The 11,997-nt window shown below is 63.5% G+C and carries 13 protein-coding genes; 8 read left to right on the top strand and 5 right to left on the bottom strand.

The annotated features are described in order from the left end of the window. The first annotated feature begins 143 nt into the window (after window positions 1-143). From ACYCAX_RS17825 to ACYCAX_RS17810, 4 genes are all read left to right on the top strand, one after another. A complete protein-coding gene (locus ACYCAX_RS17825) occupies window positions 144-581 on the top strand; it encodes a hypothetical protein (RefSeq protein ID WP_460248512.1) in 438 nt (145 codons plus the stop codon). A gap of 202 nt (window positions 582-783) precedes the next feature. Then, complete coding sequence (locus ACYCAX_RS17820) at window positions 784-2,877, top strand: molybdopterin oxidoreductase family protein (protein ID WP_460248511.1); 2,094 nt, start codon at window positions 784-786, stop codon at window positions 2,875-2,877. 132 nt (window positions 2,878-3,009) lie between these two features. Beyond that, the gene (gene grxD / locus ACYCAX_RS17815) at window positions 3,010-3,336 is read left to right on the top strand and encodes a Grx4 family monothiol glutaredoxin (protein WP_015476170.1); all 327 of its coding nucleotides are present in this window, start codon (window positions 3,010-3,012) and stop codon (window positions 3,334-3,336) included. 61 nt (window positions 3,337-3,397) lie between these two features. Continuing rightward, window positions 3,398-4,561 carry an MFS transporter gene (locus ACYCAX_RS17810; protein ID WP_294980159.1) on the top strand — a complete coding sequence of 388 codons (1,164 nt, stop codon included), beginning with the start codon at window positions 3,398-3,400 and terminating at the stop codon, window positions 4,559-4,561. Window positions 4,562-4,610: 49 nt separating this feature from the next. Here ACYCAX_RS17810 and bfrB read toward each other — a convergent pair whose 3' ends face one another. Both bfrB and ACYCAX_RS17800 read right to left on the bottom strand, forming a co-directional pair. Further along, window positions 4,611-5,087 (bottom strand): bacterioferritin BfrB, encoded by a 477-nt coding sequence (gene bfrB / locus ACYCAX_RS17805; RefSeq protein ID WP_015476172.1) that lies wholly within the window; start codon window positions 5,085-5,087, stop codon window positions 4,611-4,613. Window positions 5,088-5,306: 219 nt separating this feature from the next. Beyond that, window positions 5,307-5,522, bottom strand: coding sequence for a bacterioferritin-associated ferredoxin (locus tag ACYCAX_RS17800; protein WP_015476173.1), 216 nt, complete (start codon window positions 5,520-5,522; stop codon window positions 5,307-5,309). Between the two features lie 277 nt (window positions 5,523-5,799). Here ACYCAX_RS17800 and ACYCAX_RS17795 point away from each other — a divergent pair, with 277 nt between their 5' ends. Next, a complete protein-coding gene (locus tag ACYCAX_RS17795) occupies window positions 5,800-6,402 on the top strand; it encodes a peroxiredoxin (RefSeq protein ID WP_015476174.1) in 603 nt (200 codons plus the stop codon). A 459-nt stretch (window positions 6,403-6,861) separates the two neighbouring features. Here the strand turns inward: ACYCAX_RS17795 and rnt are convergent, their stop codons facing one another. Both rnt and pyrC read right to left on the bottom strand, forming a co-directional pair. Next, window positions 6,862-7,542, bottom strand: a complete 681-nt coding sequence (gene rnt / locus ACYCAX_RS17790) for a ribonuclease T (RefSeq protein WP_015476175.1) — start codon at window positions 7,540-7,542, stop codon at window positions 6,862-6,864. Further along, window positions 7,539-8,585, bottom strand: a complete 1,047-nt coding sequence (gene pyrC, locus ACYCAX_RS17785; protein WP_015476176.1) for a dihydroorotase — start codon at window positions 8,583-8,585, stop codon at window positions 7,539-7,541. The genes rnt and pyrC overlap by 4 nt, the downstream gene beginning before the upstream one ends. 139 nt (window positions 8,586-8,724) lie before the next feature. On the opposite strand from pyrC, the gene ACYCAX_RS17780 reads away from it, so the two are divergent. The 3 genes from ACYCAX_RS17780 to gloA all read left to right on the top strand — a co-directional run bounded on the left by ACYCAX_RS17780 (window position 8,725) and on the right by gloA (window position 11,563). After that, window positions 8,725-9,684 (top strand): MotY family protein, encoded by a 960-nt coding sequence (locus tag ACYCAX_RS17780; RefSeq protein ID WP_460248510.1) that lies wholly within the window; start codon window positions 8,725-8,727, stop codon window positions 9,682-9,684. Window positions 9,685-9,817: 133 nt separating this feature from the next. Beyond that, entirely contained in the window at window positions 9,818-11,035 is a 1,218-nt protein-coding gene (locus ACYCAX_RS17775; RefSeq protein ID WP_015476178.1) for an argininosuccinate synthase, read from the top strand. Window positions 11,036-11,191: 156 nt separating this feature from the next. Further along, window positions 11,192-11,563 carry a lactoylglutathione lyase gene (gene gloA / locus ACYCAX_RS17770; RefSeq protein ID WP_460248509.1) on the top strand — a complete coding sequence of 124 codons (372 nt, stop codon included), beginning with the start codon at window positions 11,192-11,194 and terminating at the stop codon, window positions 11,561-11,563. Between the two features lie 241 nt (window positions 11,564-11,804). On the opposite strand, the gene ACYCAX_RS17765 is transcribed toward gloA, so the two are convergent. Then, a partial coding sequence (locus ACYCAX_RS17765; protein ID WP_460248508.1) for a hypothetical protein occupies window positions 11,805-11,997 on the bottom strand: 193 nt, incomplete at its 5' end.

Genomic DNA, 11,997 nt, shown 5'->3' with positions numbered 1-11,997 from the left:
CAAGTTTCGCACAGCGCAGGGCTCTGGGACGTTTCCGACGGCTTTAGAGGCGGTGGACTACATACGTGCTCCAGGGGCGATTGGTAGCTTTTCGCCGCCATCAGAAGGTGGTGTATCCGTTTCATCCCCTAAGGAGTTGTTTCATGAAGAAGTTCTGGATGTCCGCTGCCATCACCGCCGTGATTGCCACCGCCGGCGGCTGCACCACCTACAATATCAGCCAGCCGAGCGCTGCGCTGGACCAGGAAGTCAAGACTGGCCTGAAGGCCGATGTCGCCGTAGGTGAGACCATCAGCGGTCAATCCCAGGTCAACGTCCTGTTCGGTTTCCTGAAGTTCGGCGGCGACTCCCAGTTCGCCGACGGCGTGACCTACGGTGGCGAATCCAGCGGCCTGGGTCTGGGTGCCTTCGACCCGGTCTCCAGCGCCAAGGCGGCGGCGGCCTTCAAGGCAGTGAAGAGCTCCGGCTCCGACCTGATCGTGGCGCCGCGCTATGAAGTGAACGTCCAGGATTACTTCATCTTCAAGAAAGTCGACGTCAAGGTCACCGGCAACAAGGGCTCGATCAAGAGCATCCACTGAGCCGCCCTGCCGGCGGGATGATCCCGCCGGCGCATTGCGCGGGTGCCTCGGTGTCCGCGCGATCCTTCCATCCTCCCCCCTGATGCCCCCCGATTCACCCGACTGACGCTAGTGGCGTTCGTCGTATCCCCGCTCCATAGTGCTTGCTCGACAAGACGACCGGCCCCATGAGGCGCCGGCGACAACAATAACGAGGCGAGCCATGAGCAAGACCCTCCACCACCGTGCGTGCCATCTGTGCGAGGCCATCTGCGGCCTGACCATCGAGACCGAGGATGAGCGCATCCTCTCGATCAAGGGCGATCCGCAGGATAGTTTCAGCCGCGGGCATGTTTGCCCCAAGGCCGTCGCGCTGCAGGACATCCAGAATGACCCGGACCGCCTGCGCCAACCGATGCGCCGCGTCGGCGAGGAGTGGCAACCGATTGGCTGGGACGAGGCTTTCGAGCTGGTCGCCACGCGCCTGGCGGAGATCCGTTCACGCCACGGCAACGATGCCGTGGCCGTGTACCAGGGCAATCCCAGCGTGCACAACTACGGGCTGATGACCCACAGCAACTACTTCCTCGGCCAGTTGAAAACGCGCAACCGCTATTCGGCGACGTCGGTGGACCAGTTGCCGCACCACCTGGTGAGCCAGCAGATGTTCGGCCACGGCCTGCTGATCCCGATCCCGGACATCGACCATACCGATTTCATGCTGATCCTCGGTGGCAACCCACTGGCATCCAACGGCAGCATCATGACCGTGCCGGATGTGGAGAAGCGTCTGAAAGCGCTGAAGTCGCGGGGCGGCAAGCTGGTGGTCGTCGATCCGCGCCGTACCGAGACGGCGGCGCTGGCCGACCGGCACCTGTTCGTCCGCCCCGGCGAGGACGCGGCGCTGCTGCTGGGTATTCTCGATACGTTGTTCAGCGAAAACCTGCTCCGCCAGACACACCTGCCGGTAACCGGCCTGGACGCGGTGCGCGAGGCACTGAAACCGTTCAAGGTCGAGGCGCTGGCCGAACGCTGTTGCGTGCCGGCGCAGGACATTCGCCAGCTGGCGCGCGACTTCGCCGCCGCCGACAAGGCCGTCTGCTATGGGCGCATGGGTGTTTCGACGCAGGTGTTCGGCAGCCTCTGCCAGTGGCTGGTGCAACTGATCAACCTGCTCACCGGCAACCTCGACCGCGTGGGCGGCACGCTGTGCACCACGCCGGCGGTGGACCTGGTGGCGACTACCTCCGGTGGCGCCTTCAACCGCTGGCGGAGCCGCGTGTCCGGCTTGCCGGAGTACGGCGGCGAGCTGCCGGTGGCGGCGCTGGCGGAGGAAATGCTGAGCGAAGGGGAGGGGCAGGTCCGCGCGCTGGTGACGGTGGCGGGCAACCCGGTGTTGTCCACGCCCAATGGCCGGCGCCTGGAACAGGCACTGGACGGCCTGGAGTTCATGCTCAGCATCGATCTCTACATCAACGAGACGACGCGCTACGCCGACCTGATCCTGCCGCCCACCGCGCCGCTGGAGCACGATCACTACGACACCACCTTCAATGTCTTCGCGGTGCGCAACGTCACCCGCTTCAACGAGGCGGTGCTGTCCAGGCCGCAGGGCGCGCTGCACGACTGGGAGATCTTCGTCGGTCTGGCCAAGGCCTACGCCGCGCGCATGGGCGGTGAGCTGAAACCAACGATGGCGCCGGAGCAGATGATCGAAATGGGGCTGCGTTTCGGCCCCTATGGCGATGCGTCCGAACACAAGCTCAACCTGGCGCGGCTGCGTGAGCATCCCCACGGGCTGGACCTCGGGCCGCTGCGGCCCAACCTTGCTGCGCGCCTGAAGACTGCCAGCCGGAGTGTCGAGGCCGCCCCGGAAATCCTGCTGAACGACCTGCGACGCTTCGCCGATGCCCAGGCACCGGCGCTGGATCAACTGCTGCTGATCGGCCGTCGCCATGTGCGCAGCAACAATTCCTGGATGCACAACTATCGCCGCCTGGTGAAGGGCAAACCGCGCCACCAACTGCTCATGCACCCGCAGGACCTGGCGTCGCGCGGGCTGGTCGACGGCCAGAAAGTGCGAGTGCGCTCGCGGGTCGGCAGCATCGAGATCGAGGTGGCGGCCAGTGACGAGGTGATGGCCGGCGTGGTCAGCCTGCCCCACGGCTGGGGGCACGGGCGGCCGGGCGTGCAGTTGTCCATCGCCCGCGAACAGGGTGGGGTGAGCGCCAACGACCTGACCGACGAACGCCACCTGGATGCGCTCTCCGGCAACACGGCGCTCAATGGCGTGCCGGTGGAGGTCGAGGCGGCCTGACAAGCTGACGCACGTCACCTGCAAAGCCGAGCGTTGTACTCGGCTTTGCAGTACAATGCGCGGTACCGTGCCGGCCAAAGCCCACCGTGGGGATTGCCGGGTCAGTATCTGATAGTTCAGCCGAGGAAGTTCATGGATATCATCGATACCATCAAAGAGCAGATCGCCAACAACCCTGTCCTGCTGTACATGAAGGGTTCGCCGAACGCTCCCCAGTGCGGTTTCTCGTCCCGCGCCGCACAGGTGCTGATGGCTTGCGGCGAGAAGTTCGCCTACGTGGATATCCTGCAGAACCCGGAAATCCGCGCCAACCTGCCCAAGTACGCCAACTGGCCGACCTTCCCGCAACTGTGGGTCGGCGGTGAGCTGGTCGGCGGCAGCGACATCCTGGCCGAGATGTTCGAGAAGGGTGAGCTGCAACCGCTGATCAAGGAAGCCGTAGGCAAGGCCGACGCCTGAGTCTTTCCTGCTGCCGCACAAAGCCCCGCTTCGGCGGGGCTTTGTTTTTTGGGAAAAACAAATGACTGAACAAACGCGGGCCAACGCCGCGCGCTGGGCGTGTGGATACTGTTTCGCGATGGGTGGGATGGTGCACGGGAGCGTGATGGGGCGGGTGCCGGCGCTCAAGGGCATGACCGGGGTGGACGAGCAGCAGCTCGGCCAGGCCCTGTTGGGCGCGGGCTTCGGCGCGCTGCTGGCGTTCGTCTTCGCCGGCTCCCTGGTGCGTTGCTACGGCAGCCGGGCGCTCACCGTCGTCTCCGGGTTGGCGCTGATGGCCTGCTTCCCCTTGCTGGGGCTGGCGCGGAACGTCTGGGAGCTGGCGGCAGGCTTCCTGGTGGTCGGTCTGACCTTCGCCTGCATGGACGTGGCGATGAACACCCAGGCCGTGGAAGTGGAGCGGCGCCTCGGTCGGCCCTGCATTTCCAGCCTGCACGGCATGTACAGCCTGGGCGGCCTGGTCGGCGCGGTGGGGGCGGCGGCCTTCGCGGACCTGGCGCCGATCCGGCATTTCACCCTGCTGGCGCTGATCGCCGTGGCGATCCTGCCGTTCTTCGCCCGTCACCTGTTCGAAGGACGTCCGGAACCCGTGGAGGAAGAGGCGCCAGCCCAACGCGGCTGGCGCCTGCCGCCACCGGCGCTGATTGGCCTGGGTCTGCTGACTCTGTGCGCATTCGTCTCCGAAGGCGCGGTCGCTGACTGGGGCGCCTTGTTGCTGCATCAGGTAATGGGCGCGTCCGAACGCCTGGCGGCCCTGGGCTTCGCGGCATTCTCCGCGACTATGGTGCTGGGACGGCTGTTCGGCGACCGCCTGCGGGTGCGTTTCGCCGACGAGACGCTGGTGCGCAACCTGGCGCTGCTGGCGTGCACGGGCATGCTGCTGGCGTTGTTCAGCCCTTCGGTGGCGGGCGCAATCGCCGGCTTCGCCCTGGTGGGCGCGGGGCTGTCGGTGGTGGTGCCGATCCTGATCGGCGCGGCGGGCAATCGACCGGGTGTCGAGCCTTCCAGCGGCGTGGCCGCGGTGGCGTCGTTCGGCTATGGGGGCTTGCTGATGGGGCCGCCGCTGATCGGCTTCCTCGCCGAGCACGTGGGGCTGCGTCTGTCGTTGCTGGTGGTGGTGGGGCTGTGTGCCGGGCTGGTGCTCAAGGCATCGCTGGTGCGCCGTCCGCCGAAGGCGAACGCTTGAGAAGGGAAGGGCACCGGCGTCCACAACCGCGCCGGTGCCTTTTTCCTGATCAGTCGTCTTCGTGCATGTGCGACTGCAGGTAGTTCTCCAGGCCGACCTTCTGGATCAGGCCCAGCTGGGTTTCCAGGTAGTCGATGTGTTCTTCCTCGGACTCGAGGATGTCCTTGAGCAGATCGCGGCTCACGTAGTCATGCACGTTTTCGCAGTGCACGATGGCGTCGCGCAGATCCTTGGCGGCCTTGAGTTCCAGGTTCAGGTCGCACTGCAGCATTTCCTGGGTGTTCTCGCCGACCAGCAGCTTGCCCAGGTCCTGCAGGTTGGGCAGGCCTTCGAGGAACAGGATGCGTTCGATGAGCTTGTCGGCGTGTTTCATCTCATCGATGGATTCGTGGTACTCGTGCGCGCCGAGGCGTTTCAGGCCCCAGTCGTTCCACATGCGCGAGTGCAGGAAGTATTGGTTGATGGCGATCAGCTCGTTGCCGAGGACCTTGTTCAAGTGCTGGATGACTTTCTTGTCGCCTTTCATGCCGGAGTCCTGCCGTGTGGAGTGGGAGAGTCTGAAAGTGTGGTCCTCTTATAACTGGCTGTCAAACATAAGTACTTGAAAACCTTATAAAAAGGAATATGAATGCGAATGTTTTCATTCCTCATCTCGGCAGTAAGATGCTGAATTTCAGGCATAAAAAAACCGGGCATGGCCCGGTTTTCTGGAGTCTTCAGCTGAACTGAGCGTAGATCGCCTCGATCAGCTTGCCGCATAGGCGAGGGAATAGTTCACCGACTGCGCGCTCTGCAGTTCGCCAAGGGTCTCGCGGACCACCTGCTTGGCGAGGCAGGCACACTTGCCGCACTGGGTACCGACGCCGGTGCTTTCACGCACTTCGCGGTAGTTGCAGCAACCTTCGTAGATCGCATCGCGGATATGGGTATCGGTGACACCTTGGCAGAGACAGACGTACATGGTTGCACTACTGGTCGCTATGGGGTTGTTGGAGGCGATACTAATCTTAATGAGAATGATTGTCAAAATTTGTGGACGGGCTTTTCTTCCACCGGACAAATGGTCATTTCCGCCAAAGGGTTAGCGTTGCGAGGAGAAGGGCGTGCGCTGGGCGCACCGGAAAGTCGCGGTGTATCATGGCCGCCCCTCTGGAGTGGATAGCCGCGGATCCGGCCGCTTCAAGCCGGGCAGGGCATCTTGCACTCCCTTACGTCCTCACCACCGAAGGAAACATGGAATGAGCGTACTCGTAGGTAAGAAAGCTCCCGACTTCAACGTAGCCGCCGTCCTCGGCAGCGGCGAGATCGTTGATAGCTTCGTGCTGTCCGAAGCCATCAAGGGCAAGTACGGCCTGGTGTTCTTCTATCCGCTGGACTTCACCTTCGTCTGCCCGTCCGAACTGATCGCCCTGGACCGCCGCATCCCTGATTTCAAGGCGCGTAACGTCGAAGTGATCGGCGTGTCCATCGACTCCCACTTCACCCATAACGCCTGGCGCAACACCCCGGTGGACAAGGGCGGCATCGGCCCGGTCCAGTACACCCTGGCCGCCGACATCACCCATGAAATCGCCAAGGCTTATGACGTCGAGTCCGCCGACGGTGTCGCGTTCCGTGGCGCCTTCCTGATCGACCAGAACGGCGTGGTGCGCTCGCAGATCGTCAACGACCTGCCGCTGGGCCGCAACATGGACGAACTGCTGCGCCTGGTCGATGCCCTGCAGTTCACCGAGGAGCATGGCGAAGTCTGCCCGGCCAACTGGAAGAAGGGCGACAAGGGCATGACCGCCTCGCCGGAAGGCGTCGCCGCCTACCTGGCAGAGAATGCCGGCAGGCTGTAAGGCTGGCTGTGCATGAAAGAGCCCCGCCTTGGCGGTAATGCTGTTCACTTAAGCATTTAGTGGACAATCGCGAGCTCCGATAAACCGATACCAGGTGCTCTGGTATCGGTTTTTTGTTCCTTTTTCAGAGCCACAGAGGGAACAACCCATTCAAAATCTCCGCTTGAGGCGACCTGCGGAGCAAAGAAACGCCGCGATCCTGGCAAAGGAGTCGCGGCGTTTTTCTTAAGTGAACGGCATTACCGCCTTGGCGGGGCTTTTTTGTGGGCGCGCGGTAAAGCTCTTCGTAGGAGCGAGCTTGCTCGCGAACCATCGCCCCGCGGACGTAAGCCCCGACGCTGACGTCTTGTTCGCGAGCAAGCTCGCTACAGAAAGCGCGTGCAGAGAGTGCGCAGGCCTTGTAGGAGAAAGAAAACGCCCCGCAGGTGCGAGGCGTTTCCATGGAGACGGGAAGAACGATCAGTGATCGTCTTCCATCCAGCCGCCGAACTCTTTCCAGCGGTTGACGATGCCGCAGAACAGCTCGGCGGTCTTCTCGGTGTCGTAGCGCGCCGAGTGGGCCTCGCGGTTGTCGAACTCGATGCCGGCGGTCTGGCAGGCCTTGGCCAGGACGGTCTGGCCGTAGGCGAGGCCGGCGAGGGTGGCGGTGTCGAAGCTGGAGAACGGGTGGAACGGGTTGCGCTTCACGCCGCTGCGGTTCACCGCGGCGTTGAGGAAGCCCAGGTCGAAGCTGCTGTTGTGGCCGACCAGGATCGCCCGCTTGCAGCCGTTGGACTTCAGCGACTTGCGCACGCCGCGGAAGATCTCGGTCAGCGCCTGTTCTTCCGGCACGGCCATGCGCAGCGGGTGGTCCAGCTTGATGCCGGTGAACTCCAGCGCGGCCTGCTCGATGTTGGCGCCTTCGAAGGGCTCCACACGGAAGAAGTAGGTGTGTTCGGGGAACAGGTAACCGCTTTCGTCCATGCCGATGGTGACGGCGGCGATTTCCAGCAGGGCGTCGGTGCCGGCGTTGAAGCCACCGGTCTCGACGTCCACTACCACCGGCAGGTAGCCACGGAAGCGGCGCGCCATCGGATGGCGCGGGCCGGGCGGGAAGGAACCGTCGAGTTCTTCTTCGAAGATTTCGTTCTCATCACTCATGCCTCGGTCTCCAGCAGGCGCCAGCGCAGTTTCTCGCCGGCACGCAGCGGGACCACGTCGAAGTCGCCGAACGGCAGGGCCGCCGGGGCTTCCCACTCTTCACGCACCAGGGTGATGCGGTCGCTGTTGCGCGGCAGGCCGTAGAAGTCCGGGCCATGGAAGCTGGCGAAGGCTTCCAGCTTGTCCAGCGCGTTGCGTTGCTCGAAGGCCTCGGCGTACATCTCGATGGCGGCATAGGCGGTATAGCAGCCGGCGCAACCGCAGGCGGCTTCCTTGGCGTGGCGCGCGTGGGGCGCGGAGTCGGTGCCGAGGAAGAACTTCGGGCTGCCGCTCGTGGCCGCATCCAGCAGGGCTTCCTGGTGGGTGTTGCGCTTGAGGATCGGCAGGCAATAGAAGTGCGGGCGGATACCGCCGACCAGCATGTGGTTGCGGTTGTACAGCAGGTGGTGCGCGGTGATGGTGGCGCCGACGTTGGCCGGGGCGGCCTTGACGAAGGCGGCGGCATCGCCGGTGGTGATGTGCTCGAGGACCACCTTGAGGGTCGGGAAGCGCTCGACCACGCGGGTCAGGTGCTCGTCGATGAAGCGCTTCTCGCGGTCGAACACGTCGATCTCGGCGCGGGTCACCTCGCCATGCACCAGCAGCGGCAGGCCGACGTCGGCCATGGCTTCGAGCACGTGGAAGATGTTGTCGACGCTGGTCACGCCGGAATCGGAGTTGGTGGTGGCGCCGGCCGGGTACAGCTTGGCGGCGTGCACGTAGCCCGAGGCCTTGGCAGCGCGCACGTCGTCGGCGCTGGTGCGGTCGGTGAGGTAGAGCACCATCAGCGGCTCGAAGCGGCTGCCGGCCGGACGGGCGGCCAGGATGCGCTGGCGGTAGGCGTCGGCTTCGACGGCATTGCGTACCGGCGGAACCAGATTCGGCATGATGATGGCGCGGCCGAAGGTGCGGGCGGCGTCGCCGACGGTTTGCGCGAGCGCGGCGCCGTCGCGCAGGTGGATGTGCCAGTCGTCGGGGCGCAGGAGTGTCAGGCGGTCGGACATGCGGATTCCAGGAGGGCGGTTGCAGCGGAAAGATGTGGGGAAATGCTACCGGAAAAGGTTGTCGGCGGCACTCGCTATCAAGTTTCGCCGTGGCTGACCGATAGATTCGAAGAACCAATCCAGCTTGTGTGGAACCGCCGTGCGCCAGTCTCTTCTTTTCCTGCTTGTCCTTTGCGCGAGCCTGCCGGCCTGGGGGCTGACCTTTCAGACGCGCCTGGAAAGCGCCGAATGGACGGTGGCGGGCGACCAGTTCGAATGCCGGCTGTCGCAGAACGTGGCGGGCTTCGGCCTGGGCGAGTTCGTCTGGCGCGCCGGTGAGCAACCGACCTTCCGTCTCAAGCCCCAGCAGGACTGGCTCGGGCGCGGCGCGGCGACGCTGCTGGCGGCGGCCCCGCCGTGGCGGCCAGGGCAGGGCGAGGTGAACCTGGGCGCCGTGCAGGTCGGCGCTGGCGACGTGCCGTTCAACAGCACCCAGCAGCAGGCCGGGCGTCTGCTCGGCGGCCTGCTGGAAGGCCGTACGCCGGAGGTCCGGCATCGCACCCGTGATGGCGAGCGTTTGCTGGTGCGCCTGTTGCCGACGCGTTTTGCCGCCGGTTATGCGCAGTTCCAGGATTGTTCGGCGAAGATGCTGCCGGTGAATTTCGATCAGGTCCGACAGAGCCAGATCGGCTTCCCGGACGGCGGCACCGGGCTCGACGCGCTGGGCCGCGCCAAGCTGGACATCATCCTGCAATATATGAAGGCCGACCCGAGCGTGAACCGCATCGAGCTCGACGGTCATTCCGACAACAGCGGCAATCGCCTGGCCAACCGCGATACCTCGCGCCGCCGTGCCGTCGCGGTGATGGACTATCTCAAGGCCAATGGCGTGCCGGAGTCGCAGATCACCCTGCGTTTCTATGGCGAGCGCTATCCGTTGGTGAAGAACAATTCCGAAGCCAACCGGGCGCGCAATCGTCGGGTGACGGTGAACCTGTCTCGCGGACCTGCCGCCGAGGCAGAGCCGGCCGTTCCGGCTTCAGCGGCGCCCGCTGCGCCGGAAGCCTCGACAGCGGGCGCGGCCCCACCGGCGGCGGCCAGTCCCGCGCCCAGGAGCTGAAGCTGCGGCAGCGAGTCGCACCGACGATAGTATTTGTCGCTTTGTCGTCAAAAGCTGTCGCGCCTCTGTAAATAATCCTGAGCGGGCAGTAGAATCGGTCCCTTTCGTGACAACCCCCGTGGAGTTGAGTGGCATGGCGGACGTGAAGAAGGTAGTCCTGGCGTATTCCGGTGGCCTGGACACCTCGGTAATTCTGAAGTGGCTGCAGGATACCTATAACTGCGAAGTGGTGACCTTCACCGCCGACCTGGGTCAGGGCGAGGAGGTCGAGCCGGCCCGTGCCAAGGCCAAGGCGCTGGGTGTCAAAGAGATCTACATCGAGGACCTGCGAGAAGAGTTCGTCCGCGACTTCGTCTACCCGATGTTCCGTGCCAACACCATCTACGAAGGCGAGTACCTGCTGGGTACTTCCATCGCCCGTCCGCTGATAGCCAAGCGCCTGATCGAGATCGCCAACGAGACCGGCGCCGATGCCATCTCCCACGGCGCCACCGGCAAGGGCAACGACCAGGTGCGCTTCGAGCTGGGCGCCTATGCCCTCAAGCCGGGCGTGAAGGTGATCGCTCCCTGGCGCGAGTGGGACCTGCTGTCCCGCGAGAAGCTGATGGACTACGCCGAAACCCACAACATCCCGATCGAGCGCCACGGCAAGAAGAAGTCGCCGTACTCCATGGATGCCAACCTGCTGCACATCTCCTATGAAGGCGGCGTGCTGGAAGACACCTGGACCGAGCACGAAGAGGACATGTGGAAGTGGACCGTCTCCCCGGAGAAGGCCCCCGATACCCCGACCTACATCGAGCTGACCTACCGCAAGGGCGACATCGTCGCCATCGACGGCAAGGACATGACCCCGGCCCAGGTGCTGACCGAACTGAACCGTATCGGCGGCGCCAACGGCATCGGCCGTCTGGACATCGTCGAGAACCGCTACGTCGGCATGAAGTCCCGCGGCTGCTACGAGACCCCCGGCGGCACCATCATGCTCAAGGCGCACCGCGCCATCGAGTCGATCACCCTGGACCGCGAAGTCGCTCACCTGAAGGACGAGCTGATGCCGCGCTACGCCAAGCTGATCTACACCGGCTACTGGTGGAGCCCGGAGCGCGAGATGCTCCAGCAGATGATCGATGCGTCCCAGGAATACGTGAACGGCGTCGTGCGCCTGAAGCTGTACAAGGGCAACGTCATCGTGGTCGGCCGCAAGTCCGACGACTCGCTGTTCGATGCCAACATCGCGACCTTCGAGGAAGACGGCGGCGCCTACAACCAGGCCGATGCCGCTGGCTTCATCAAGCTCAACGCGCTGCGCATGCGCATCGCCGCGAACAAGGGCCGCAAGCTGTTCTGAGCGGCCCTTGGGTAGGAGCGAGCGTACTCGCGAAGCCTTTGCTTTTTGCGCGATTCGCGAGCAAGCTCGCTCCTACGAAAAGCACAACGAACCCCGGCCACGAGCCGGGGTTCGTGTTTATAAGCCCCCACCGGGGCGCCTGATGAGGAAGAATCGATGAGACTGCTGCACACCATGCTGCGCGTCGGCGACCTGGACAAATCCATCGCCTTCTACACCGAAATCCTGGGCATGACCCTGCTGCGCCGCAAGGACTATCCGGACGGCCAGTTCACCCTGGCCTTCGTCGGCTACGGCAGTGAAGACGAGAACAGCGTCATCGAGCTGACCTACAACTGGGGCGTGGACCAGTACGAACTGGGTACCGGCTACGGTCACATCGCCCTGGAAGTGGCGGATGTCTACAAGGCCTGCGAGGACATCCGCTCCCGTGGCGGCAAGATCACCCGCGAGCCGGGCCCGATGAAACACGGCACCAGCATCCTGGCCTTCGTCGAGGATCCGGACGTACCCCAAAGTTTTCACTGATTTGACATATCTCTAAAGTATTCTATACATGGACAGGCTTCTTCGTGATCGGAGACTGCCATGCCCCCCCGTTCCTCGCGCAGAGTTGTTCTGCCATCCTTCAGTCGATTTAGTTCGTCATTAGTAAATACTGGCTCAGTACATTTCCAGAAGACGGATGCCTTTTGCTACGCAACAACGTATTGCGAATCTGGTTCGTTTGAAGAGTCGACGAATGAGTTCACCCATTTCCCTGTCGTGATTAATCGAGACGGCAGTGTTTGGCGTGAGGCAGCATATTATATATATCACAGACTTTCTGTTGACGCGGCGTCAAATCAAACTGCATATGCTGTTGCACTGGACTTGGCGCTATTTCGCCGATTTCTCGATGAGAATGATTTAGCATTTGAATCGCCCCGGCTTTCCTAGACACTTTCCAAGCTCTGGAAATA

It is taken from the genome of Pseudomonas sp. MT3 (assembly GCF_054720805.1).
Note: the sequence above shows the minus strand (reverse complement) of the source record. Positions and strands in the feature narration are given on the sequence as shown.